Below are 25,152 nucleotides of genomic sequence, written 5' to 3'. Positions count from 1 at the left end.
GCCCGCGACGTGGTGGTGGCCACTCACGCCGAGGCCCGCTGGTCGGTGCTGCACACGGTCCGCAGCGCGCAGACCGACCCGGCTGCGCGCCGGCGGATGGTCCGGGCGGAGACGCCGCGGTCTGCGGCCACGGCTTCGGAGGCTGCCGGCGCCATCAGGCCGGCATGGCCGCGACCCGAGCGGGCGGGGCTGGCCCGGTCCGCGGCGTGGGCCAGGCCCAGCAGAAGCTCACCGTCGTCCTCGGACAGGGCACCCTTGCTCATTGCGAGCTCGAGGATGTCCAGCAGCTCCTGTTCGGCCGTGGGGCCGGCCGGGTGGGCGCAGTGGGCGGCCTCGGTCCACAACTGCGCGGAGGGCGGGAACGGGATGGTGCGGTCGCCCACTTCGCCGATCCCGAGGTCGCGCATCACGCCCTTGCGCGTGTTCATCAGGATGTTGGCGGCAACCTTGTGGCCGCGCTGCCACGGGAAGGTCCGGGCCTCGACCCACAGCTGGGCGGCAAGGACCTCGTCGATCCGACGGCTGAGCCGCCCGAGACGGAACGCCAGCAGGCTGGCACCGGGCAGGAGCACCCAGGCCAGCGCTGCGGTCGCGGCGACGTCGTCGCCGCCGTCCCGCGCCGACAGTTGGGCCAAGGCCAGCAGGACACGGTCTGCTTCAGCCCAGTCGGCGGCCCGCAGCCAGCCTGGGAGGTCCGCCAGCTCGTCGACGACGAGCAGCTCCTCATGGGAGAGCTGCCATCGCGACCAGCGCTGCCGGGCCACGGCCAGGACCTCGCTGTCGGGGTCGGCCAGGCCCAGGTGTGTTGCGACACTCATCTCGAATTCCTTCCGCCGTTTGGACACGGCAGGAAGGTCTCGGTCAGGCGTCCCCGGACTCGTCCCCGTCCTTCGGCAATCAGGAGGGGGTACGTGTGTCGCGATGGGGGGGTACGACCCCGCGTGACCTGCAACGATGCGTTGTACCCCAAGTCGCCGACGTTCTCGTGCGACAGGCCTTGCGCTCCCTTGGCGGCGGCCAAATGAGGGTGCAGCAATGTCGCTCGCGAAGGGCACACCCGAGAGCACCGCCGGCCTGATGATCCCCCTTTGGGAGAGGCGACCTGTGGCCTGCCGCCTGTCGGAGTCGGCACTCCCGAGTTCCTCGTGACCGTGCGCGTCGCTCCGGCAGCCAAACTGCGACTCGCGCTCTTGCACGAGCGGGCACCCAAGCTGCCCCGGCCGTCGCGGTTGAGCGCGACGAGCGCGGCTGGGCTCGGCTCGGCCGGCGCTTCGAGCGCACCCCGACCGACAGAGCAACGGACCTGCTGCCCTTCGGCTCCAAGACCGAGGTCCTCGACGCACCCGAACTCATGGCCGAGACCGTCACCGGACTCGACGCCTTAGAAGACCCGCTACCGCTCCGACTGCCCGATTCTAGTGAGCGGCCTCTCGGTCACTAGATGGAGATCGAACGGGACGGATCGGCCCAAGATCGGTTGCCGGGCATTGGCGGCGGATGCGCTCAAAGCGGCAGTAGGCCGATGTCAAAGGCCGCGCGGGGGGCGTCGTGGCTAGCTCGAACCCAAGAGTTCGGGTTCGTGTTCCGTGTGTTCGTCCGTTTCGGTGCCGCGCCGTCCGCGGCGCTGTGCCGCGGCTCCGGCGCACACCACGAGGGTGATGCCGACGACGTGGATGACTGCCGGTGCCTGGTGCAGCACGAGCAGTCCGAGGACGACGCCGATGGCGGGTTCGAGGGCCATCAGGGTGCCGAATGCTGCTGTGGTCATCCGTCGAAGGGCTAGCAGTTCGAGGGCGAACGGCAGGACGGGCAGCAGGAGTGCCAGTCCGGCAGCGGCGAGCAGGATGCTCGGGGTGATGTGTCCGGCCGCTTGGGGGATCCCGATGGTTGCGGCGGTGAGGGCGGCGATGGGAACCGTGATGGACAGTCCGCCGAGCCCGGTGAATCGGTCGCCGATGCGCTGGGTGAGCAGAATGTAGGTGGCCCAGCCGAGGGCTGCCAGGGCTGCGAAGCCCACGCCTGAGGGGTTGAGGTGTCCGTGCCATGGCTCGGTGAGCAGGACGACTCCAGCCAGAGCCAGGGCGGGCCACGCCAGGGAGCGGCGGTGGTGGGTGCGGACCGCCGCGACCGTCAACGGGCCGAGGAACTCGATAGCCACCGCCGTGCCCAAGGGGATGCGCTCGATGGCGGCGAGGAATGCGATGGTGACCAGCCCGGTGGTGACACCGAGGGCGACCAGCGCTGGTACGTCCCGGCGGTGCACCTGCCGCAGGGGTGGGCGGGCCAGCACCAGGAAGACGACGGCGCCCATGCTGAGCCGCAACCAGGCGGTCCCGGCCGCGCCGACCGCGTTGATCAGGTCCACTGACAGGGCTGAGCCCAGCTGGACGGAGAACATTGCTGTCAGGGCGAGTGCCCACGGCGGGCCCGCGACAGACCGAGCGCGTGTGGTCATGCCGGGTCCCGGTGGGGCTTCCAGTTCCCGATCCGGTCCAACCGGCGACGCTGCTGGGCGGCGGCGCCCCTGTCGAGCGCGTGGTCACGTTCCTCGAGGCGGTCACTGACACGTACACGGTGGTCGACGGGGTTGGCGTCGTCGTACTTGAACTTCGCGTCGACCCTGAGCACCTGTAGTCGGATGCCTCGGATGCCGGCCAGCATGCGTCCGTAGGGCGGCGCGTCGGCGGACACGGCGGCGTGGCCGCCCTCGGGTTGCAGGTCGGCCAGCTGGGCGTTGAGGATGGCCACCTTGTCGTGAGGGTCGTCGACGATGGTGGGGCGGCACACGAACTGCACCGAGGTGTAGTAGCTGGTGGGGACGCCGTCCTCGTCGGGCCCGCCGGCCCTGGCACGCCAGTCCGTCGGGATGTAGGCGTAGTCGCCGACCACGGCGAGCCGCACCTGCGTGGCGGCTTCGAGGTGCTCCCAGACCGGGTTGGGCCGTGCCAGGTGCAGGAGCAGCTGATCACCCGCCAACGTGAAGTGGGTGGGCAGCACGAACGGCGCCTGGCCCGGGTCCAGGTGGTTGACCGCGAGCACCCCGAACCGATCGGTACCGGCGAGCCACCGCTGCCACTCGGTCGTGTCGAGGGCGGCGTCCCAGGGGTGGATGAGCATGTCAGTGTCCTTCAGGGGTGCGGGTTGTTGGTGGTTGGGAGATGGCTGCTGAGAAGCTGGTGGGACGTGGCCGTCGAGGCATGTTCATTCGAGGAGGCCCTGAAGTCGTGGCGGTCAGTCACCCTTTGGCCTCCGCCCCAGAGGGCGATCCGACACCGGGCTCGAACACAGTCAGCGAGAACCTGGCTGCTTCCGTTTCGGGGTTGGCGTAGCCGTGCGCGACGTCGCCGGGAAACGAGACCGCGTCACCGGACTGCAGGACGATGGACTCGCCCGCGACCGTGAGAGTGATGGCACCGTCCAACACCTGAAGGAGCTCCTTGGTCCCGGGGCTGTGCGCCTCGCTGCCGTGCTGGTCACCAGGACCCAGAGTCCAGTCCCACAGTTCCAGCACGTCCGGTGGCGCGGTGCCTGCAACCAGCACACCGCGGCCCCCGGCGGCTCCGGTCCACAGGGCGGCGCCGGCGCCACGGCGAGTCACCTTCACCCGCTGGGGGTCCGGCTGCTCGACCAGCGCAGGCAGCCCGACACCCAGCGCGTCGCTGATCCGCAGCAACGTCCCGACGCTGGGGTTCGCGGTCCCCTGCTCGACGTTCACCAGCATCCGACGGCTGACGCCAGTTGCGGTGGCGAGCTGGTCCAGCGTCCAGCGACGGGCATGCCGCAAGTCCTTCACGCGCGCTCCGATCGTGAGCGAGAGGGCAGTCGCATCATCGTCCATAGGTGCAGCATACTGCACTATCGAGTGCACTTTGCGGGCCAGAGAGGTGCGGGCGCCGAAGCGCTGCTCGTAAGGCGAGCGTCCCCGCAGGCCACGGCCGTGGCCTAGCCGCTCCTCCGGGTTCGCCGATGACGCGTCGGCACCGGATCAGCGTGATGGAAGCTCCCCCGGCGGCCGATCATGGTGGCGGCCAAGCGATGTTGAGTGACGACCGGCAGCGCGGCCTGGAAGGTCCTGCCGCCACTGAGCAGGAACTGGCTGGTGAGTGGTTCGCGCAGTGGCTCTCGAAGGTGAATTGCGTATTCGGGCAAGACGTCGAGGACAAACTGCGGTCGATGGGCTTGATCGTGGCGTGCGTCTGGCCTCCGGGCGTCCACCCATCGATACGGCCGTGGGGACTCGCCCCTTTGGCCACGTATGTCTCGTGATACGGGTCACAGAGCGTTCGGGTCCCCAACTGGGGCTCACTAATTTTCGGGCACGGCCCCCCGTCTCAAGTGAACCCCTGCCTCCGAGGCGGGGGTGCCGCCACGCTGACAGACTCACCTCACGCCGTCTCACAAGATGGAACAGCCGGGTTCTATGAATCGGGCATTGAGGGTGCCTGGCCCCACCAGTCACGACTTCTTACCGTTCTTTTACCTCGTGCTGACTGTTCCCATAGTGTTTGGTTCGAGGCAGGGCAGTGGAGCAAGGGGGGTCCTCGCTCTTCTGAGAGGTCGATCTGGTCACGAGGGGGCTCGGTGACCAGGTCGACCCCTGCCCGCTCTCCACGTGTGAATGTCCGCGATGCAAGGCGGATTCCACACTTCGGCATGGGGTACCCAACCGCTGCGCGCTTGGCACTGATGCGGAGGATGGCCGTTGAATCGTCCTCGTTCAAGCCAGCCGCGACGTGAAGGTGGAGTACCCGTCCGCTGTCAGCAGGGCGCGGGGAACACTGGTGGCAGCCCGCGTTCGCAGCCCGCGTCCTGGCCCGTGATCGGGTTGTCGTCGACCGTTGCGTACGAGACGAAGGGGCCTCACAGCCAATCCGATGCGTGGCGGACAAATTGGTGGCTAGCGAGATTGCCAGCTCCCTCCGGCAGCAGCCCTAGGAGCGTCGCTCTGGCCACGCGCGGAAGGTCGACCAGGTTCAACTTCTCGGCGAGACCTGGCTCTGCTGGGTAGGACCCCACAACGACCCCGAGCAGTGGCAGGTCTCGGGTGGCGAGGGCTTCGGCGGTGAGGGCGGTGTGGTTCAGGGTGCCGAGGCTTGGACTGGCTACGAGGATGTACCCGATGCTGATTCCCTTGGAGCGCAGCGCGGTTCCGATGTCGGCCAAGGTCCCCCCACTGCTGTCGAGGTGGACGAGCAGCCCGCCTGCGCCTTCGACCAGTACGACGTCGACCTCGTTCGCGATGGCAGCAATGGTCCGGGCGTGCTCAGCAAGTGGGGGCAGGGTGATCTCGTGCATTCGTGCGGCGGTGTCCGGTGCGAGTGGGGCACGCAGCCGGACGAACTCGTGGAACGTGACGCCTGGATCGTCGCCGAGGAGTTGCTGGACGACCTGGATGTCGCCGTCCTCGTCGTCGGTCACACCGGTCTGCAGCGGTTTCACCACGGCGACGGTTGCACCGCGTCGGCGCAGCATCACGGTGAGAGCGGCCGTCACCACGGTCTTTCCGACACCGGTGCTGGTGCCCGTGACGAGGACGACCTTGGGTAGGGGGATCGGTTCAGACATGTGCGACCAGTCCGCGAAGGACCTCGAGGGCGTGGTCGAGCTCGTCGGGACCATGGTCTGCGTGGGCGGTCAGGCGCAGTCGTGAGCTGCCGTCCGGCGTGGAGGGTGGCCGGAAGCAGCCGATGCGAAGGCCTCGTTCCTCGGCGTGTGCGACCGCCGCGAGTGCCTCGTCAGGTCCCGGCATGACGACCGACAGGACCGCTCCGGCCGGTCTGGCGACACCGCAGGCTGCGGCGAGGAGTGCCGAGTTGGCTCGTGCGACGGCGGGTAGGTGGGTGTCCCGGGCCAGGACGTCGAGGGCGCCCAGCGCGGCGCCAGCGGCGGCAGGAGCGAGCCCGGTGTCGTAGATGAAGGGGCGTGCCGTGTTGATCAGGTGTTCGCGTGCGGCCTGGTTGGCCAGTACCGCCCCGCCTTGGGCTGCAAGCGATTTCGACAACGTCACCGTCACCACGACATGGTTGCGGGCAGCGATGCCGGCCTGTGCGGGTCCGCCCTCACCGCGGTCGCCCACGACGCCGAGACCGTGGGCGTCGTCAGCGAGGAGGACGGCGTCGAACTCCTCGGCGAGGTCAGCGAGTTCCCGCAACGGTGCGGCGTCGCCGAGGACCGAGTAGACCGACTCCACGACGACGATGGCCCGTGGCTGCGTGCGTCCTGCAAGCAGTTCCCGAACGTGGCCGAGGTCGTTGTGGCGGCTGACGGCCACGGTGCCTCGGCTCAGGCGGGCGCCGTCGATGAGGGAGGCGTGGGCGTGGGCGTCGGAGACGATGAGGGTGTCGGTGTCGGCCAGCGAGGTGAGGACTGCGAGGTTGGCGTGGTACCCCGTCGACAGGACGAGGGCCGAGGGTGCGCCGGTGAGGAGGCAGAGGGCGCGCTCCAGCTCCTCGTGGATCTCGAGCGTGCCCGTCACGAGCCGGGATGCCCCGGCCCCGCCGCCGTAGGTCTCGGCGGCAGCGACGGCACCCGCGATCACGACCGGGTGGCGGCGGAGTCCGAGGTAGTCGTTGCCCGCCAGATCGACCAGCTCACCGGACTTGAACGGCCTGACCTCACGGCGCAGTCCGTGGTGGTCTCGATCGGCGGCCCGGTCGGCCAGCCAGTCCAGGAACGTGCTCACCGGTGCATCCTCTCAGCCGTGGACCGTGGCAACGGCCTGCACCATGGCGTCGCAGATGGTGCCCAGGTCTTCGGGAGTCGTGACGTAGGGCGGCATCGTGTAGACGAGGTCGCGGAACGGCCTGATCCACACCCCTCGCTCCAAGGCGGCCGCGGTGAGCTCGGCGACGCGCGCCTGTTCTCGCAGCTGGATCACGCCGACTCCGCCGAGGACGCGGACGTCGGCCACGGCGTCGAGGTCCTCCGCAGGCCTCAGGCCGTTGGTGAGTCCCGTCTCGAGATCGCGCACCTGGGTGCCGAAGTCGTGGTCCTGCAACAGGTTCAGACTGGCCAGCGCGACCGAACAGGCCAACGGGTTGGCCATGAAGGTCGGCCCGTGCATCAGCGCCCCTCCGGCCCGTGCGCTGCTCACGCCTACGGCCACCTCGTCAGTGCACAACACCGCCGCCAGGGAGAGATAGCCCCCCGTCAGCGCCTTGCCGACGCACAGGATGTCCGGGACGACCGCGGCACGATCCAGCGCGAACATCGTGCCTGTGCGCCCGAACCCGGTGGCGATCTCGTCGAAGATCACCAACGCACCGTGCTCGCGCGCCAGCTCGGCAAGGACCTGCACCACGTGGGGGCTGTGGAACCGCATCCCCCCGGCGCCTTGGAGCAGCGGCTCCATGATGACGGCGGCAACCTCGTGCGCGTGCTCCGCGTAGAGGCTGCGGGTCTCGCGCTCCCAGGCCGCCATGGCCGGATCGTCAGCCGCGACGTCGATGCCGGCCGGGGGGATGGGCGCGAAGACATGCTGCGGGAGTATGCCGGTGAACAGCGAGTGCATGCCCCCGACCGGGTCCGTCACCGACATCGGGGAGAACGTGTCACCGTGGTACCCGCCGCGGATCGTGAAGAAGCGAGTACGCCGTGTGCCAGTGCCGACGTGGAACTGCAGGGCCATCTTCATCGCCACCTCGACGGACACCGAGCCAGAGTCCGCGAAGAGCACGCGCCGCAGAGCGGATGGCGTCAGCTCCACGAGCCGCTCGGCCAGGGTGATCGCCGGCTCATGGGTCAGGCCACCGAACATCACGTGGCTCATCCGGTCCAGCTGGGCCCGGGCTGCCTCGTCGAGCTGTGGCACGGCGTAGCCGTGGACGGCACACCACCACGACGACATCGCATCGATGGCGTCCAGACCTGAGCCGTCCGGCATACGCAGGGACAGCCGGACGCCCGACGCCGACTCCACGAGGTATGCCGCGGAGGCCGTTCCGGCGGACGAGTACGGGTGCCAGACATGGTCCCGGTCGAAGGCCATCAAGCGGTCGAAGTCAGCCATCGCGTCAGCCATCGGGTCAGCCATCACCGCGGGTCTCTCCGTGGACGGCACACTGCGCGGACCAGCCCCGCGGCAGGACCTGCACCTTCATCCGCCGACAGCACTGGCCGCAGAACCGAGGCGGCTCCAGCGCGAGGGCACGGTCGCACGCTGGGTGGTCGGTCCCCTCCCGGGCCTGACCGCAGCGGCCGCACCACTGGTCCTCGTCCGGCATACCCGTCCCGCTCTCAGAACGTCTCGCTGAGCGCCTTGATCGGCATCCCGAGGTCGGCGAGCAGGCTGAGGTCTTCCTTCGGGTCCCGGCCAAGCGTGGTGAGGTAGTTGCCGACGATGACGGCGTTGATCCCGCCGCGCAGTCCGTCACGGGTGCCCAGGTCGCCGAGGGTGAGCTCGCGTCCGCCCGCGTACCGCAGGATCGTGCGGGGCAGCGCGAGACGGAACGCGGCAATCGTGCGCAGGGCGTCCTTGGAGTCCATGACCGGCAGGTCACCGAAGGGAGTCCCCGGACGCGGGTTGAGGAAGTTGAGCGGCACCTCGTGCGGGGCCAGCTCGCCCAGCTGGGCGGCCAGCTCGGCCCGCTGCTCGAGCGTCTCGCCCATCCCGACCAGGCCGCCGCAGCACAGCTCCATCCCGGACTCCTTCACCATCAGGCAGGTGTCCCACCGTTCCTCGAACGAGTGGGTGGTCACGACCTGCGGGAAGAACGAGCGGCCGGCTTCGAGGTTGTGGTTGTACCGGTGCACGCCCATGTCGACCAGGTCGTCGACCTGGTCCTGGCTGAGCATGCCCAGCGAGGCGGCCACCTGGATGTCGACCTCCGCCCTGATCGCCGCGACGCCCTCGCGCATCTGCGCCATCAACCGAGCGTCGGGACCACGGACCGCGGCGACGATGCAGAACTCGCTCGCGCCGGTCTCACGGGTCTGGCGCGCCGCGCGGACCAGCTCGGGGATATCGAGCCACACCGACCGCACCGGGGAGCTGAACTGGCCGGACTGGCTGCAGAATTGGCAGTCCTCCGGGCAACCGCCCGTCTTGATGGAGACGATGCCCTCGACCTCGACCTCCGGGCCGTTGAACTGCAGCCGGACCTCGTGGGCCAGCGCCAGCAGCTCTTCGAGCTGGTCGTCCGGTGTCCGCAGCACGTCCAGGATCTGCTCGTAGGTCAGGGGCTCGCCGCGTTCAAGGACCTGCGCGCGAGCGACCTGGAGGATGTCGGCACTGACGGTTGCCTCAGCAGTCATGAGCGCGAGTCTGGCGCAGCGGTGACTTGGCTGCGGATGGGTCTCACACCCCGAAACCTCCAAAGCGGCCCGAGCCGCTTCAACGTCAATGGGTTTCGACGAGAAGTATGTCGGACGGGTGGGCGATGAACTTTGCCCGCTCAGTCCGCCGAGTCGGCAATGATCACGCGGGCCGGGGGCGGTAATGGGGGGCGGCCAACGAGGTGGTGCGCGACGAGGGCCGTGATGTGGGCACTCGTGATCGGCTTCCTCACGTAGTGGTTGGCTCCGGCCAGCAGGCCCGCATCGATCTCGAACTGTGAAGTACGCGCACCGAGCAGGATCACCGGAACGTCCGCAAGGTGGCGCTGGCGTCGGATCCACCAACACACTTCGATCCCACTGAGACTGGGCAGCTGCACGTCAAGCAGGACCACGCTCGGGTGCAGGTCGGCCAGCATTTGGATGGCCTGTCGTCCGTCCTCCACCGTGACGGATGCAAGACCAACCAGGCCCACAGCCGCGGACAGTGCGGCGCGCACGTTCGCATCTTCGTCGGCGATCAAGGCGCAAGGCCGGGCGGGGTGGTGCGGCGTCCGGGCCCCGCCCGGTCGCACGGCGTCAGGGCGGGTCATGGGCCATCAACGGCAACGGCGCCGTTCAGCCCTTGTGCAGTCCGCCCACGAAGATGCGGCCCCAGCGCATTCACAATCGATGGTCCCCAAACCGACTTCACATCACCCGCGGCAACCCGGATGTCGTTGTACGACTGTCCGTTGCTGCGTCATGGCCTGGCTCGAAGGCGTCAGATTGTGACTATGTGGATTAGACAGCAGAACGGCCAAGCTACCGTCGGGTATCTCGGCGACTTGGGTGTGACGTGGCTCACGCACTACCGCGTGGGCCATAGCGGCCGTTGAGTCGCAGGGCACTCGAACATCAACGCGGAACGAAGACCCCGCTGGGTTGGGTGTGCCGTTGATGTCAGTCGCCGTAGAGCTGGCGAAGCGGGTACGTCGTTGCGGCTACCCGGCTCGCGCGGCGAGTACTACGAGCTGCGTCGCCATCAGCGAGCAGCCTGCGACGTACGGCGGTGAGCTGACTGAAACGGGCACGTCTCGCATCCGATCTCCAAGTTCAACGGAAACTCGATTGCGTTCCGACGGCGCGGGCGCGAAGGCGACCAGGCCGCTTCGACGGCTGCTTCCCGCCCTGCGCCGAGGTCCCGACGAACCAAGACCGAAAGTCTTGCGGGCCAACAGGTTTGTAAGACTGGGCAGCCTTGGCCCGTGCCCTGCCCTTCAGCGGGCGTGCGAACTGGCGGCTGAAACGTCACCGAGTCCGAGACGAAGACGTGGTGAGAGCGCACCCATCGAAGGGATCGTGTCGTCGGTCCTGGTTGGGGCTGGGTCCTTTCGACGCGTGGGCTCGAAAAGAGCATCGGGCAGCGCCACGGTCGCGACCAGCCCCCCGCTCACCAGCCGCCCGAATCGGACAGTCACCCCGTGCCGGTGGGCGATCTCACGGGTGACGACCAGTCCGACCCCGGGCCCGGTTCCGACCGGGGAAGCTCGCCCAGCCAGGATCTCGTTGAGGTCTTGCAGAGCAGCATCCGGCATACCCTTTCCGCTGTCGCCGATCCTGATCACGGCCGCCGCATCGGCTCCTGCCGATGCGGGCCCTTCACCCCGAACCCACACCCCACCCGCCCGTGGCGACGCGGCCAGCGCGTTCTCGAGGAGGTCACCCAGCAAGTGGACGAGATCGGATGCGACGTGTGCCTGCGCGCGGCGGACGGGGAAGGCACCCATGGTTACGCGTTGGTACCCATTGACCTCTGAGACCGCTGCGCACGCTAGTTCGCTTAGCATGGTTGGCACCTGAATGCTTCGGATGGTTGGCAGTCCGGCCAGGACGAGCGCGGCGTTGCTGTTGCGGCGCAGCTGGGCGGCGAGGTGGTCGAGTCTGAACAGACCGGCGAGTCGTTGAGGGTCCTCCTCGCGCTGCTGCAGCGCTTCCAGCACTTCATGCTGGCGGTCCACCAGCGCGGCGCCGCGCTCAGCCAGTGCGGCGAACAAGTCCGCGACCGGCATTGCCTCGTCGCGCAGCAGGCCCCTCGACGCCTCAAAGATTGGACTCATGGCGCGAGGCGAGCCGAGGGCGCGAGCACCCGCCTGAACTGACAACGCGTCTCTCCATTTCCGTGTTGGCACACGCCGATCGGGGCCCTACGACACCAGCGCCCGGCCAGCGATTCTGGCCCCGCGACGAACAGCGTTGCCGCACTGGCGAAGGTAATGATTGCGGTAGGGAAAGGTAAAGGAACAGAAAGTCCACATTGTGGAGCGCGCGGGACTCCGCCGACGATACGATCGGCTATCCGCTTGGTGTAGTTAGCGGCCAGCGTCAGTTGGGCGCCTCTCGTGCTGCTCTGGCTGGTGATGCTGACGCCCCAACTGCGCCTCTTGCACCGCGTTTGGCGGCAGAATGACGCTCGCGAACTTGGAGTGACTTCGCCTCGACGAGGTGATGGCTTCCGAAGACTGAGACGCCAGAGAACGGTCACCGCCTATTCCCTACCGTCACGAATTCATCGTCGAACTTGGGAGTTCTATTGAGCAGCGTCACCATCGCGCGCGCCGACAGTAGGCCACTGCCCCGTGTCGGCTAGGCGGGCGTGGGGGCGGGCTTTGAGCTGGTTGGCACTCATGACTCAGGACGTCAATTGCGCATCCCCCGTGGAGTGGTTCGACGCGTCCCTGGGACGGCGCGGATGAGTTGCCCTGCCCGGTTCGACCCGTCGTTGGGCTCTTGGGTGGTCGAGGATCCTGCTGACGTCCGGGCAGTGCTCCTCGACCCGGTGGCGTTCCCGCCGAACAGCGCCCTGTCGGCGCACACGCCCATCAGCCCAGTGGCGATGCGGACGCTCGCGTCGGTGGGGTTCAGCCTGCCTTCCGCGTTGGCCAACAATGCCGGGCCGAGCCACCGTCCGACCCGCCGCCTCGTGGCCGGCTTCTTCAGCCCTGCCCGCGTCGCCGCCGCTGAGCCGAGGATCAAAGCCCTTGCCGAGGCGCGCCTGGCTGTCGTCGCGGAGTGGCTGGACCGTGACGGGTGCGCCGACCTGGTCGCGCTGTTGGCCGACGTGGTCCCCGCCACCGTGCTGTTGGAGATGCTTGGCCTGCACAAGCGAGGTCTGGAGCTTGGGGCCCTCAAGCGCTGGAGCCGTGACTCGCTCGAGCTGTTCTGGGGGTGGCCCACCCCGGAGCGACAGGAGGAGCTGGCCGACAGTGCCGCCGAGTTCTACACCTGGCTTCGCGCACAGGACGCTCAAGCAAGACAAGTGGGCGGTTCGGACCTGTTCGGGCAGCTTGCCGCCTCCTCCTTGTCCACGCGAGAAGCCTGCGCCGCAGCGTACTTCCTGCTCGTTGCGGGACACGAGACCACGTCCCAGCTCATCGCCACGGCCTTCCTCAGGCTGATCGGCGACCCCCAGCGCTGGCATCAGGTCGGCGGAGACGGCGGCCGTGCGGCGGCCGCGGTCGACGACCTGCTTCGGCACGAATCGTCCGTTCCGACGTGGCGACGAGAGTCGCAAGGTTCGTCGTCCATCGGGGATGTGCGCCTGCCCGCAGGAGCACCGATTCTGTTGCGGCTCACCGGGACTGGAGGCACCGCCGGCCTGGCGTTCGGACTTGGGAGCCATCGGTGCCTCGGGGCGAGCCTAGCCACCATGGAGACGCGTGTCGTGGTCGCGGCCGCTTCGGCTGCGCTCCCCGGCCTCACCTTGGTCGAACGCGAACCACCGATGGTGAACCTGCTGTCCTTCCACGCGCCCCGACGCGTGACCGTACGGGAGGCCGCTCCTGTTGCGGCGGAATGACTCGTCGCTGAGATCAGCAGGTGACGATTACAGCGCCTGCTCTTACATGGTCTGACCAACCGCGCCGGACGAGCTCGTCGACTCGTCGTGAGAGACGATCGCCCTGCAATAGCGCTGAACAATCCCCGCAGAAGGGTGCGCCGCCGCCAGACCCACCGCCGCCAGACGGCGTGCAACGCAGCTCATCCGGAACACCGCGGTTAACCCGAACGCAGAAGGTCAACTCCTGGCGACTTACGTTGCATCGCAGCCGCACAAGGACATGATTCGGTTGCATTGAGTTCCCCCTAGAGACCTTGGACCAGTGTCACGAGCGTACGTAGAGGCACTGACAAAGCCCGTCAGGCGGCGAAAAGACGCGGCGAGGCTATTTGGTCAGCAGCCGAGGCATCAGCCCTGCCTGTCCTGCTCGAAAGGCCGCACCAGCGTCGTAGGTCACAAAGAAGACCTGCTCCTTCGGGTGGCCGAGAAAGTCACGGAGTCGCACAGCAGTCTCAACTATCTCGTCGTCGTTGTTCGGTAGCCGGGTGTGAGCGTGCGGCTCAAAAACAAGTTGGGCGGTGACAACACCTCGCGTGTCGGTTGCTGCGGTGAGCGTCGCGGGTCGGGCGGGTGCGTTGCCAAGATGCTTGTACAGCCACCGTGTTGCGCCAGTGACCTTGGGGCGGAGATTGCTTTTGTGGGTAAGCGAGTCGAGCTCATCGATGACGACCATGGGAACGACAAGGCGGAGCTCGTCCTGCATCGCAGGAGCACTTGGGCCGTCGGCACTGTTTACGACCTCATGCCAGTCGGTGTTATCGAACGAGTTCACTTGCTCCACCCAGAAGTTGGTGTCCATTGCGACCAGGTTGGTATATGCGCCATCTACGGGTCGCCACGCCTCAGTCGCTTGAGTCAGCTCGACGACGGCCTCGTCCATCAGTCGAGCGCGGTACTGGACCTCGTCCATCACTGCGGAGACGGTCGGGGGGACAGCGAGTGGGTTGGCAAGCGTCGCCCAATATCGGGGCGACGTGAGCAGCCGGTCGAGGTCGGCGGCTGTTAGCCGCGTTTGCAGCATCCTGACCTGATTCGACACCCACGTCAGATAACCGTTGACGATGTCGCCAGCAGTACCTGACAGTCGGTTCGTGCCATCTGTTGCCGCCCAGGCGAGCGCATCCGCGAGGTCTTTCCCGGTGCCACTTATCGGCCAGATCACGTGAGGCTTCATGCCACCACGATCACAGGCTGCAGCGGCGTGCGGGCATGGACACACCGAGTGACCGGCGGCGGCCAACTCGGCCCTGACCCATGGATCGCGGGGTGCCCGCTTAGGTAGGGGGGATGGAGCGACAGGTCTTCACACCGAACGGACGAGGCAGCGGAAGATGCGCCGCCGGGACCGCAGTGACGAGGGTTCCTCCATGACGGCAGGGGCGCGCCGAACGCTGAGTTCTGCCTCGGCGCGCCAACTGGTCACAGCCTTGTGGAGCCGTTGCGATTCGGCGACGGCCTACGCCGAGGAGGACTCGCTATTCTCGCGGAATGAGGGGCAGGTTCACGCATGGATGATGAGGGCTTCCCGCGTGTGGGCTTTCTATTCGACGAAGACGAATCGACGCCACACATTCCGGCTTCGATAGATTTCGCAACCAGCACAGGGATCCGACTGCGACTGCCCTTATCGCCGGGCTACGGGAGTGAGTACTCCCATTGGTTCACGACCAAGGATGGATGCCCTTCCTATCTAAAGTTCGTTGACACCGGCGGAACCCTCCACTTGGTCAACTGCCGCAATGCTGGGTACCGGGGGCACATCAAGGGCGGCGTCGCGACCGGGATTCTGGCGGCTGACTTTGCCATCGAGGCGAAGAGCCCAGACGAGGATTTCGCCACCTTTCACGCACTTAGATCCCGCGTTGCTGGATTGCATGACTTCACGGGTTGGCGCCTGAGTGACGTGAATTTTGAGCCGAACGCTGACGGCACGCTAGCCGAAGCCGTCATCCGGACGTCCACGCCTCCTCCTCTGGAGCTCGGTCAAGTCGGCCGCCTTCGGGCCAGCTTGGTACCCGATTGGCGAAACGACTATCCACATCGCCATCAGACAACGCTGTCTGAAGGCACCTACTTTCAAACCGACAGCCCCGCGACCCTCCCGATCGAGGAGCACTTGGCGGTGCACCGCCACGCCAGGGACCTAATCGCATTGGCCGGCTGGGCAACCCTCGACTTCTCCGAGCACATGGTCCAGCGCACGGACAATCCCGAGCGAGTTATGAGCGGGGATCCTGCAGGTCCGGTGTGGCGAAGGATCTACACGACGACAACCCTGCGCGCACACCCGCCGGATTCTAGATCTAGCGTGGATATGTTTCCCATTGCCTGCCCCTTCCACCTGAAGGCAATCGAGCCCACAGCGGTGGCGGCCTGGCTCAATCTCGACCCGGAGTGGAAGCGCGTTACGCGACCGCTGCTCCGACTGCTCTTCGCCGGCAGCTCGGCCATTGAAGTGGCCCTCTTGCAGGCGGGAGTCTCTATCGAGGCCCTCGCGTTCCTGACCGCTGTCAAGTCGGGAATCTCTCGGCGCACGGCCCGCGAGGTGACATTCCCAGAGCGCATTCGCACGGTAGCGACCAGCCTTCCAATCGACTTGACGACCATGGTCGGCGATCTAGACACCTGGGTGACCAAGGCCAACAGTGCCTATCGGGCCGTGAAGCACGCCGACAGGGACTTGGCTGACCCGCAGGAGTCTCTGCTGGTCGCCCACACATTCATCCTGATCGTTCGACTTCACCTAATGAAGCTGATCGGGGTCAGTGACGAGGTGATCCGGAACTATGAGCGGCACATGGACTGGTGGTCACTCACTCGCAGCTACGCAGAGCGCGGCTTCTCCCTCGAGGCCTGAACGGCCCCGGAGGGGTCAATCTTGAGGCTCGCCAGCGGGATCGGGACAGGGACTTTCACCCGACCGCTACACCTCCTCTATGGCATCGAGCCACCGTCTGGTCACCTCGTGGGCCTTGGCGACCTGCAACGTGAGCTCGGCACGTAGTGGTGAACCCTTGAGAACCGCCCGGCACAGCGGCAAGCGACCCTTGCTGGCGATGAAGTCGACCATGTCGAGGATTTTCTCCGACATACCCTTGGTCAGTTCCCCCACCCGCTTTCCTCCGAGCCGCACCTCCACCGCGCGGTATGCCGTCGATCGAGGCGTCTTCTGCACGTCAATGGCATGCAAGGTGACGGCGACATGGCGGTCCCGATCGGAGACGAAAGGTCCGAGCACCTCCATGTGCTGCTCTTCGCAGGTCACCTGCATCGCACCGCCATGCGGCAACGTCTGATAGGCCTCCTCAGGCGGCTCGTTGAATGACTGGACGCCATCGGACGGCGGCAGGATCACCGTTACGCTGCCTCGGACATCGCCATCCTCGTCGTACGCCCAAACTCTGGCGTCGACCCGCAGGTACTCGCCCCGCTCCGCCAGATCGGCCAGGGCCGGGTGGTAGGCCGCCGCCGCGTCCCGCGGCAGGAAGCCGACGTGCTCCCCCTGGACCCAGACGGCAACCGCACATGGGTCGTGCGGGTTGCCGGGGTCAGCGACGATCGCCGCGGGGAGGCCATTCATCTCGGCCCCGTAGTCACCGCGTGGTGGCCGGTTGCGCCTGAGGAGGGCACGGAACGCGTTGTCGTAGTGCGACTCCCCGGCCACGTTCTGCCATGAGTTCGCCTTGGCCCAAGGCTCAACCGACCGGCCCGTTGGGCTGGCCGTTCGATAGGCCACCCCGCGAGCCGGTTTGGTCTGAGCGGGATCTGCCCGTCGGGTGAAGGAAGCCGCCTCCGGTTGAGCTCGCGCGACCTGCCCCGCTTGCTGGAGGGGGTGGTAGTTGTCGGTCCATGCCTGCCCGTCCCACCAACGCAGGAAGCCCGGGCGGTCAGGCGCCGGATGCCAAGCGGCCGGCGAAGGGACGGCGGAGTCTTTCGACCTGCTGAACAAACCCATGACGTGCACTCCCCGCAGCGGCTGTGACCGAACGGCCCAGACTAGCCCTGGACGCTGTCACGCCTATGTGGAATCACGGCAATTGCGGCCCCGATAAGACCGAGCCGCCGTGGTCTGTCTTGTTGAGGTCGCTCGCTCGCCTCTGGCGCGGGCGGGGGCGCACTTAGATTTGCAAAATCTAAGTGCGCCCTTCGACGAATACATTCGCTGTCCGCAGGCTGCCGCCCACCAGATATGCGGCGGCCAGATTCGTATGACCATTCCGCTTTAGGGCGAGGACCAGCATCACGGGACGCGGTTGCCTTGCAGCAGGGGCCTCGCTGATCGTCACAGCGGCCCTCCGGTCCAGATCGCTGAACCGCGTAGTACCACCTGGATGCGTGTGCCAATCGCCCAAATATTCGATCTTCCCGTCGACATTCCACGCTTCGGCCACCTGGGTCGCTTGCCAGTCGGCATCGGGTGTGAATCCGTACCGAGAGTGTTGGGCGTCAGGACCGGGGCCGACTGCAACGGTCACCGTGGCCCCACCTTCGTTGGCGTGTCCCAAGAGGACGCCACCGGTCTCATAGGGCCATGTTCGCCAAGCGGCGTATTGGACATGTGACAGGACGAGCGCGGGGATGTGTAGGGACGCGCGGGTTCCGCTTAGGAAGGATTGCACAGCGGGCAATCTGGGCGCGGGGGAAGGTCGAAGGTGCTCCATGAGGGCGGTATCGGCTGACCGTCCGGACGGCGAATCTGGACCGTAAACACGTCCCCCTGCATGGCTGGGTACCCGCCCGCCGGTCCACACAGCCGTCCGTAAGCAACACGTGCCGCCTGGATCGCGATGGGCAACAGATCGGCATGCGTTGCTGTGAACGTCTTGTCGGCACAACCTCGACCTTGGATGGTGCCCACCGTAACTCCGTCGACAGGCATCGGCACCTCAACCGCTGGAGTTCCACTCTGTGCCTTCTCGCTGACTAAGAGCGACAGGCAGTGGAAGCAGCCAGTCCGTCCTCCTTCGAGCAGCGCGACGACGCCGCCGTAGCCGGACTGGCTCCACATGAACAGACGGGGAACCCCGTAGGCCAGGCCCACCTCGTCGAGTTGGCGGTTGACGTCGTCCTCAGCCGTGGCGCTGACCAATAAATCGGCGCCGCTCATGAGCCGATGCAGTGCCGACCGCTCCGAGACTTCAGGGGTCTGCATCGTCACGCTGCCCACCTGCATAGGGATGGTGTCGACCCGAACCTCCGGATTGTGCAGTTGCACCCACCGGGCGAGGGCAAACCATTTTCCGATGCCCGCCTGCTCCAGCCCGAGCGGGTAGCGAACAGACGTGCCCGCGTCGATGTGGTCATGGTCGGCCATGCGTAGGGACCCGATGCGGGACTTTGCCATTTCCTGCACGAAGGGCGCTCCGAGACTCCCAAGCCCGAATACGGTGACCGTGCGTTCCCTCAGGGGTGCAAGTTCGGGTATCCGAACACCTAGGTCCTCGTCTCCCCAGCGAAGCGCGCGTAGGAACACGAGCTCACCCTCGATCCGCCGAGGGCCCCGGTTCTGCGGGTTGCCCTTCTTCTGTGCCCGACGGTCCTGAACGACTGTCACCTCACGGGTGACGAAGACCCATGCGGTTTGGTATTCGCCGTGGCGAACCTCTTCTCGAGTGCACAGGCCAATGATCTGGCGACCGTTAGTTGTCTGGGCCCAATGCCGCACCGACGTGCTCGCGCCACAGGCCGCGTTCCAGAGGTCGGTAGGCGACTCGGCATATGGCGGCTCGGAGACAAAGACCCAACGTCCCTCAGCGACGTCGGGGAAGCGAGCCAGGAGAGCGTCAGGACTCGCGCCTTCGAGGAGTTCCTGTCCGGAGCTGTCTTTGACCGAGATCAAGAGTCCTTGACCTATTCCTGGCCGCCAGTCGTCTGGCGGATCCTCGGGCCAGCTCAGCCAGCCAGCTCCCGGCGTGAAGTGGATTCGCATCCATCCCTCAACGCCTGAAGCGAAGTCGGGCACCAAGCAGCGGTCCTCAACGATGACCCCGCCCAACAGTGGGGAGTTGTAGTAGGTGGTCAGCGGCTCACCTTGCGGGTCCTCCTCAGCCCGCAGCGCGTCACCACCAGCATCCACCAGCGCCACGAGTCGCGGGACACGATGGATCACGAAGTCGGCGCCCATGAACTTGGGGTGCCAGTGCTCCGCCCCGCGCGGAATTACGCAGAGATCCCCTCCAAAGGCTTGATGGCGGGAAAGGCGCACGTCCGGCGCAGCAATAGAGAATCGCCGCTGAGGGAATCCATCGGGGTAGAGAACTAGGAGCCGCGTGCGCCCACGCACCGGCAGGTCGACAAAGGTCTCCACCACCAGCCGGCCGTCCCCGGCGTTTGGGTCCTCAATCAACGTGACGGGAAGTCCGTGATGCTCGAACCTCGCGAGTTCTGCTTCGAGCCGCCCCGGCCACCGCTCCCACCAGGGAGGGGGCAGGGACGGCTCCAGTGAAGCGTCGGTCATCCGACGGGTCGACCTGGAGGCGGCACCGGAGGTCCGGGCGGTCCCGGCGGGTTCGGGTGCTCCGGGTGCTCCGGGTGCTCCGGGTGCTCCGGGTGCTCCGGGTGCTCCGGGTGCTCCGGGTGCTCCGGGTGCTCCGGGTGGTCGGGGTTAGCCATGCGGCGTCCTTCCTAACTGTTGGGGGAGCCGAGGCTCGTCTCCGTGAATGCTTCAATCATGGGGGTTGGCACTGACAGCGCGGGCGGGCCCAGGCGCTCTCACCTGCATGGATGACGAGATGCCCGCACTTGGCGGGCCATTCACTGAGCCGGACGCAGCTGTAGATCGTTACGTGGACAGTGCGCAGGAGTCGCGCCAGGCCGAGCCGCCGACCCGTCGCGTGCTGACGCGAATTGTTCACGTTTGGCTCTCGAAGGGCACGTTCGGGTATCGCCCCCACAGCATTCCTGGTTCGCCTCCAGGCACCGTCGATGGTGGCGGGCGCCGCGCCCATAGTGGGCGGTTCGACACAGGTCCGCACGCGACCCGTTTGCCACTGCGGGACGGGCTTTGGGGCTGCTGACACTCTCGCCAGAGTCAGCCGGCCTTTCGGGTTCGCTCGTGCCATTCGCGTGTGGCGATGACCCGTTTGGTTCGGTCTGAGAGTTCGGGCGGGGCGCCCTCGTCGTCGGTGCGATTGCATACCTCGTCGCGCAGGATCCGATCTGCCTCGCCGGGGTGACCTTCGGCGTCGGCGACTGCGGCGAGGTCCAGTCTGGGGATCTCCTCGTCCGGGGCTGCGAGGGCCGCCGTCTCTGCGGCCAGCCGGGCTTGGCGGGTATCTCCGGCCTGGAGGCTGTAGGTGGTGACGAGGTGCGCCACGTCGACGATGGCGCAGATCATGTGCTGGTCGAGGCGGTCGCCCTCGGACAGGAAGGACCATCCGCCGTCGCGGAGCCGATCGAAAGGCCGGCCCTGAACGAGTCGAAGCGCCTTACGGAGGTCCTCGACGCCGTCCGGTCCGCGCGACTCTCCCCGAACGCGGAGCCTGCGGAACAGGTCCGCGTCGACGAGCAGGTCGAGAACCTGGTACACGCCCACACCTCTGGCGATCGCCGCTGGTGCCTTTCGTGCGTCGGGCAGGTGGGCCTGGCCAGTTCGCGGGTTGATGCCGAGCCAGTCGCGGACGATGCGGACGTAGTCCCGGGCCTTGGCCGAGGTGATGCTGAAGGCGTCGGCCAGCTCTTCCGGGGTCGCGCCGTGAGCCCGGGTGGCCAGGTACGCGAGCATCTCGGTGTAGTACGGCTTGCGCTTGGTGACCGGGGTGCCGCGGGTCCGGGCGGCGACCGGTCCGAGCAGCGTCAGCCGGGGCAGTGGGCAGTCCTGAGACCACCACATGGCCAGGTCGTCATCCAGGGTGGGGTCAGCGTCGGCCACCGCGTCGCGCACCCGCTGCGGTACCTGGGGCGCGAGGGCCTCGAGGTCGTCCGGCGTGGTGGCGCCCTGGCGCAGGTAGTCCTCGTCGTCGTGCTCCAGGAGCGAGACCGCCCCGTCGTGGTCGGCCGGAGCATGTCGGGCTGTGGTGTGTTCCTCACGCAATGCGCCGGCCTCGTCCGACCAGACCCGCCACCCGTCGCGGGCGTGCTGGTCGACGGGCACCGGCGCGTCGACGAGGTCCTCGCTCTGCGCCAGAAGGGCCGCACAGCCTTGAGCTTCATCGCTGGTCAAGCCAACTGCCACCAGCTCGAGGCCGGCATGAGGCAGGCTGACCCGGCCGTTGCCGGTGACGCGCAGGACCAGCCCCGGGGCGCACTCCCGCTCGCCGCACACGACCACGGAGGTACCGGTCTGACCGGCGTGCCGGTAGACGGTTTCGAGCAGCTGCTGCAGGGCTGACGGCATCGGGTGCTGCACGGCTGCGTCGACCAGCAGGAGCCGCGCCGGCCAGGCGTCGGCGCCGGCTTGGCGTGCCCGGGCGGTGGCGATGTCGGCGTCGGCTTCGGCGCTGCGGTCGATCATGGTGCTCGCGTCGGCCAGGGCCTGCGCCGCCGGATCTGCTTCACCGCCGGCGTGGACGTGGATGCGGTCGGTGTTCATGGCCGCGACCTCGTGTGCGACGCCGACCAGGTCGACGCGAACCCCGTGCGACCAGGGGTTGCAGGCGATCTCGGCAACCAGATACCGGGCGAAGTCGCGCCCGAACGTGGCGTCCCCGGTGATGCTCAGGTCAAGGTCCTCGATGTTGAGCAGCCACACGCTGCCGTCGTCGCCGGCACCGATGGTGACCAGCAACGGGTATGGTGCCGGCTGGTCGGGGGTGAGCGGACCGACGTCGCGCAGGTCGGCCCCAGCGGGCAGCGTCCAATGCAGCTGGTCGGTGCTCCCGACCCACGGCGGTTTCAGTGTGGACGGCGTCGACAGGTGCAGGGTCAGTGCACGCTGGGCCAGCTCCACGGCCGCCAGCTCCGGCATGGGCGCGGGCGAGGCCGCGGTCGCCGCGGCCAGGCGCCGCAGGGCCTCGTCCATGACCTGCACGTCGACGCTGGCGGGGGCGCCGGCCGCGGTGAGTGTCTTCTCCACGGGTGCGAGCATTGGCTCTGGGGAGGCGATGGTGCGCCCCGGGCGCCGGGCCCGGAACTGGGCTTTGCGGCGGCCGCGCAGTGCCAGCAGCATGGCCCCGGCCAGCATCGCTCCCCCACCGGTCAGACCGGCCAGCATCCACGGCGCAAGCTGGGGATCAGAGTCGTCGCGGGAGTCGTGGTGGGCGGCACCGCTGGTGGCCGCGGTGGTGGGACTTGGTTGCCGGGCTGACGGCGCGTCCGCCGGTGGTGTGGCCGGCGCCCCCGGTGCCGGCTGTGAGGCAGCAGTCTGCGGGGTGGGCTGGGCTGTGCCGGCCGGCTCGGAGGGGCTGGGTTCGGGGTGCTCGGTGCCGATCGGCTCGCTGTGCGTGTCGGGCGTCGTAGGGGCGGCTGCCCTTATGGCCGGGATGGACAGCTTCCAGCCGGGCACAATCAGGTCGGGGTGGCTCAGGTGGCGACCGTCGGGCTGCACGGTGTCCTTGGATGCCTTGAAGATCTCGGGGTACTTGTCGCCGTCGCCGAGCTCCTGCTCGGCGATCTGCGACAGGGTGTCGCCGCGGTGGACGGTAACCACGTGTTCCGCCATGTGTTTGTGTGAGTGGGCGCTGGTGGTCGGCGTCGCGGCGGGTACCTGGAGTATCTGCCCGACGGTGAGGAATCCCGGGTTGGGTCCGAGGACGTCGCGGTTCAGGTCCGCCAGTTCGGTGTAGCGGTTTCCCGCCCCCAGGTACTGCTCCGCGAGGGACCAGAGCGTTTCGCCGCGCTGGACGACGTGTTCCACGGTCGCCGGAGCGGGGCGCGCTGGTGTGGTCTGCGCCTGGGTGTGACGGGCTGTGCTGCCCGCGGGCTCGGGGGTGTGGATGCCGTGATGGGCGCCGGTGACGGGGGTGGCTGCGCGGGCGGCCGCGGTGGTGAGGGTCTGGGTCGTCATTGGGGCGGCCTGAGCGGGTGTGCCGGTCAGGGGGGCGGCCACGAACAGCAGGATCGCCGCGCCGACCAGGCCCTGGGCAGCCGCCTGTGGGATGTGCAGGCCCGGCAGCCGCGGCGCGCGGACGCCGCGTGCCCTGGCCAGGATCTCCAGCACGATAGACCCGGCCAGGAACAGCCAGGCCGCCCACCCGAGAACCGTGAGCGCACCCAGGGCCAGTGTTCCGTCGTCGGGGCTGGTCAGCGCGGTCCGGACCTGGTCGAGGGTGGGCCAGGTGTCGGGTAGCGGGTTGGCGCCGACGGCCAGGAGGGTGATCGGCAGGGCGATCACGATGGCCACGATGGTCAGGGCTGCGATCAGTGCGGTGAGCCGGGTTCGTAGTGTCATCGCTGCTGCACCCCTTGCAGTGTTCGGGTGATGGTTGCCTGGCCGTGGCCGGTCACGGTGAGGTGGCTGATCCCGATGATGGACAGGAACTTGGTGGTGTAGACCGCGCTGGTGGTGACCTCGATGGTGTCGCCGCCGGTGATGCGGGCGGTGCCGGCGACGTCGCCGGCGGCGAGGTAGGTGCGGGCGGCCCGGACTGCTCGAGAGGTGTCCGCGATGGCGGCTTCACCGCGGATGGCCGGTGCGGCCTGGAGTTGCTGGCCGCCGACCCGGGCTGCCTGGCGGGCGACGTCTCGGGCGTGCTGTTGGGCGTACACCTGGCCACCCAGGTCCACGGCCATCCCGACCAGGACGATCATGACGAAGCCGGTGGTCACGATCCAGAGGGTGATGGAACCGCGCTCGGTCGCGACGGCGACCCTGCGTCCGCGGCCGAGCGTGCCGCGCAGCCGGGCTGTGGGACGGCGGGTCGAGCTGACGAGCTGGGGGTCCGTGTGGTGCATGGCCTCACCGCTCTCGGTAGGTGTCCAGCGGCGAGGACATGCTCGCTGACACGGTTCGTGTGCCTGGGACTCCGGGCACGGCCAGGTCGGAGAGGTTGACCACGCAGGTGACGGTGGCCCGCACGCTGGCGGGGGTGCCGACCGGCGAAGCGAAGCCGCTGGTGTCGACGCTGATGGTCATCTGCAGGCAGTTGAGCTTCTGGTTGCTCAGGGCCTGTGTAGCTGCGGCCTTGGCGGTGTCCGCGGCTTGGGCCTGGGTCCGCGAGATCGAGGCGGAGCGGGCGGCTTCGGTGGCCGCGGAGCCCACAGCCTGGTTGGCGACGGCGACCCGGCCGGCGAAGACGATGAGCCCGACGAAGAGCATGAAGGCAGGCACCCCGATGGTGGCCTCGATGACGGCCGATCCTGCCTCGCGCCCAGTGGCCCAGAGGTGTCGCTGGCGCCGTGGGTGGCTCACTGGGTGATCCTCTCGACGGGGGCGCTGGCGCTCTGGGTGACCGTGGGTGTCCACCCGGGGATCACGCTGAGCGAGCGGCCGGTGACAGTCACGGTGGCGTTGGTGGTGCCGCGGGAGCTGGCGACCCGGGGCGCCTTGAGCACGTCGTCACCGCCCGCGGCGGTGACGAAGGCGTAGGCGTCGTGGGCGCCGACCGCGCCGGACCCGCCCACCGCAGCCGCGGTCCGGACGCCCTCTTGCGCGGCGGCCAGTGCGACGTTCCGTGCGTGGTAGATGAGGGCACCTTGCATGCCGAGGAACATCACCGCGAACAGCGCCGGCATCAGCAGCACCATCTGGATCGAGGTCGATCCACGGTCGTGTTGCTCGACCGGCGAACAGCGGTCAAGGAACACGAACCTCAGTGGCCGGCGCACGGTTGGCTACTTGATCTCTGCGGCCTTGGTGCGCACATAGTTCGTGATCGCCAGGACGACGATCCCGACGATGGCGATGACGGCCACCGCCCAGATCACGTTCTCGATCGTCACCGAGCCACGCTCGGGGTCCTTGGTCGCCCTGCGGATCGCGGTGTCGCGCATCGCGACGCCGAGGGTGTGCAGTGTTGCGGCGAGGTAGTACATAGGGTCCTCCCCCTGGTTCGGTCCGGTGGTTTGGTCGGGGCCCGGCGCCCCGGAGGTTGGCTCGTGTAGCAGTGGGTACGCGCGGCTGG

At 67.8% G+C, this 25,152-nt stretch carries 22 protein-coding genes and 1 pseudogene; 2 read left to right on the top strand and 21 right to left on the bottom strand.

Going from position 1 to position 25,152, the window contains the following annotated elements; translation table 11 throughout:
- Positions 1 to 23 precede the first annotated feature (23 nt).
- From ACXJKD_RS17290 to ACXJKD_RS17240, 11 genes are all read right to left on the bottom strand, one after another.
- Positions 24 to 818, bottom strand: a complete 795-nt coding sequence (locus tag ACXJKD_RS17290) for a hypothetical protein (protein WP_457255940.1) — start codon at positions 816 to 818, stop codon at positions 24 to 26.
- 734 nt (positions 819 to 1,552) lie between these two features.
- Positions 1,553 to 2,398 (bottom strand): EamA family transporter, encoded by an 846-nt coding sequence (locus ACXJKD_RS17285; protein ID WP_457255938.1) that lies wholly within the window; start codon positions 2,396 to 2,398, stop codon positions 1,553 to 1,555.
- A 53-nt stretch (positions 2,399 to 2,451) separates the two neighbouring features.
- Complete coding sequence (locus ACXJKD_RS17280) at positions 2,452 to 3,117, bottom strand: FMN-binding negative transcriptional regulator (protein WP_457255936.1); 666 nt, start codon at positions 3,115 to 3,117, stop codon at positions 2,452 to 2,454.
- 118 nt (positions 3,118 to 3,235) lie between these two features.
- A complete protein-coding gene (locus ACXJKD_RS17275) occupies positions 3,236 to 3,838 on the bottom strand; it encodes a helix-turn-helix domain-containing protein (protein WP_457255935.1) in 603 nt (200 codons plus the stop codon).
- Positions 3,839 to 4,860: 1,022 nt separating this feature from the next.
- Complete coding sequence (gene bioD, locus ACXJKD_RS17270; protein ID WP_457255933.1) at positions 4,861 to 5,565, bottom strand: dethiobiotin synthase; 705 nt, start codon at positions 5,563 to 5,565, stop codon at positions 4,861 to 4,863.
- Positions 5,558 to 6,682 (bottom strand): 8-amino-7-oxononanoate synthase, encoded by a 1,125-nt coding sequence (locus ACXJKD_RS17265; protein WP_457255932.1) that lies wholly within the window; start codon positions 6,680 to 6,682, stop codon positions 5,558 to 5,560. Before ACXJKD_RS17265 ends, bioD begins: the two co-directional genes overlap by 8 nt.
- A gap of 12 nt (positions 6,683 to 6,694) precedes the next feature.
- Positions 6,695 to 8,032, bottom strand: a complete 1,338-nt coding sequence (locus tag ACXJKD_RS17260; RefSeq protein WP_457255930.1) for an adenosylmethionine--8-amino-7-oxononanoate transaminase — start codon at positions 8,030 to 8,032, stop codon at positions 6,695 to 6,697.
- Positions 8,025 to 8,222: a biotin synthase auxiliary protein BsaP gene (bsaP, locus tag ACXJKD_RS17255; RefSeq protein ID WP_457255928.1), complete on the bottom strand. Its 198-nt coding sequence runs from the start codon at positions 8,220 to 8,222 to the stop codon at positions 8,025 to 8,027. Before bsaP ends, ACXJKD_RS17260 begins: the two co-directional genes overlap by 8 nt.
- A 13-nt stretch (positions 8,223 to 8,235) precedes the next feature.
- Entirely contained in the window at positions 8,236 to 9,252 is a 1,017-nt protein-coding gene (bioB, locus tag ACXJKD_RS17250; RefSeq protein ID WP_457255927.1) for a biotin synthase BioB, read from the bottom strand.
- A gap of 140 nt (positions 9,253 to 9,392) precedes the next feature.
- Complete coding sequence (locus ACXJKD_RS17245; RefSeq protein WP_457255925.1) at positions 9,393 to 9,797, bottom strand: response regulator; 405 nt, start codon at positions 9,795 to 9,797, stop codon at positions 9,393 to 9,395.
- Between the two features lie 735 nt (positions 9,798 to 10,532).
- A complete protein-coding gene (locus tag ACXJKD_RS17240) occupies positions 10,533 to 11,372 on the bottom strand; it encodes an ATP-binding protein (protein WP_457255924.1) in 840 nt (279 codons plus the stop codon).
- Positions 11,373 to 12,076: 704 nt separating this feature from the next.
- On the opposite strand from ACXJKD_RS17240, the gene ACXJKD_RS17235 reads away from it, so the two are divergent.
- Entirely contained in the window at positions 12,077 to 13,111 is a 1,035-nt protein-coding gene (locus ACXJKD_RS17235) for a cytochrome P450 (RefSeq protein ID WP_457255922.1), read from the top strand.
- A 367-nt stretch (positions 13,112 to 13,478) separates the two neighbouring features.
- Here the strand turns inward: ACXJKD_RS17235 and ACXJKD_RS17230 are convergent, their stop codons facing one another.
- The gene (locus ACXJKD_RS17230; RefSeq protein ID WP_457255921.1) at positions 13,479 to 14,327 is read right to left on the bottom strand and encodes a PIN domain-containing protein; all 849 of its coding nucleotides are present in this window, start codon (positions 14,325 to 14,327) and stop codon (positions 13,479 to 13,481) included.
- A gap of 333 nt (positions 14,328 to 14,660) precedes the next feature.
- On the opposite strand from ACXJKD_RS17230, the gene ACXJKD_RS17225 reads away from it, so the two are divergent.
- Positions 14,661 to 16,010, top strand: a complete 1,350-nt coding sequence (locus ACXJKD_RS17225) for an ApeA N-terminal domain 1-containing protein (protein WP_457255919.1) — start codon at positions 14,661 to 14,663, stop codon at positions 16,008 to 16,010.
- Positions 16,011 to 16,076: 66 nt separating this feature from the next.
- Here the strand turns inward: ACXJKD_RS17225 and ACXJKD_RS17220 are convergent, their stop codons facing one another.
- The 9 genes and pseudogenes from ACXJKD_RS17220 to ACXJKD_RS17180 form a co-directional block, all read right to left on the bottom strand.
- Entirely contained in the window at positions 16,077 to 16,733 is a 657-nt protein-coding gene (locus ACXJKD_RS17220; protein WP_457256428.1) for a hypothetical protein, read from the bottom strand.
- Positions 16,734 to 16,979: 246 nt separating this feature from the next.
- A pseudogene (locus ACXJKD_RS17215) lies at positions 16,980 to 17,108 on the bottom strand (DUF2510 domain-containing protein); the annotation flags it as partial.
- Positions 17,109 to 17,286: 178 nt separating this feature from the next.
- Positions 17,287 to 17,814, bottom strand: a complete 528-nt coding sequence (locus tag ACXJKD_RS17210; RefSeq protein WP_457255917.1) for a Mov34/MPN/PAD-1 family protein — start codon at positions 17,812 to 17,814, stop codon at positions 17,287 to 17,289.
- Positions 17,757 to 19,610, bottom strand: a complete 1,854-nt coding sequence (locus ACXJKD_RS17205) for a ThiF family adenylyltransferase (RefSeq protein ID WP_457255916.1) — start codon at positions 19,608 to 19,610, stop codon at positions 17,757 to 17,759. Before ACXJKD_RS17205 ends, ACXJKD_RS17210 begins: the two co-directional genes overlap by 58 nt.
- A 573-nt stretch (positions 19,611 to 20,183) precedes the next feature.
- Positions 20,184 to 23,480: a LysM peptidoglycan-binding domain-containing protein gene (locus tag ACXJKD_RS17200; RefSeq protein ID WP_457255914.1), complete on the bottom strand. Its 3,297-nt coding sequence runs from the start codon at positions 23,478 to 23,480 to the stop codon at positions 20,184 to 20,186.
- A complete protein-coding gene (locus ACXJKD_RS17195; RefSeq protein ID WP_457255912.1) occupies positions 23,477 to 23,983 on the bottom strand; it encodes a pilus assembly protein TadG-related protein in 507 nt (168 codons plus the stop codon). Before ACXJKD_RS17195 ends, ACXJKD_RS17200 begins: the two co-directional genes overlap by 4 nt.
- Before the next feature lie 4 nt (positions 23,984 to 23,987).
- On the bottom strand, positions 23,988 to 24,440 hold the full coding sequence (locus ACXJKD_RS17190) for a TadE/TadG family type IV pilus assembly protein (RefSeq protein WP_457255910.1): 453 nt from the start codon (positions 24,438 to 24,440) through the stop codon (positions 23,988 to 23,990).
- Positions 24,437 to 24,835 (bottom strand): TadE family protein, encoded by a 399-nt coding sequence (locus ACXJKD_RS17185; protein ID WP_457255908.1) that lies wholly within the window; start codon positions 24,833 to 24,835, stop codon positions 24,437 to 24,439. Before ACXJKD_RS17185 ends, ACXJKD_RS17190 begins: the two co-directional genes overlap by 4 nt.
- Before the next feature lie 27 nt (positions 24,836 to 24,862).
- Complete coding sequence (locus tag ACXJKD_RS17180) at positions 24,863 to 25,063, bottom strand: hypothetical protein (RefSeq protein WP_457255907.1); 201 nt, start codon at positions 25,061 to 25,063, stop codon at positions 24,863 to 24,865.
- Positions 25,064 to 25,152: the final 89 nt, after the last annotated feature.

The organism is Pedococcus sp. P5_B7, assembly GCF_054049895.1.
The sequence above is the reverse complement of the archived record's forward strand: the minus strand, read 5'-3'. Positions and strand labels throughout refer to the sequence as shown.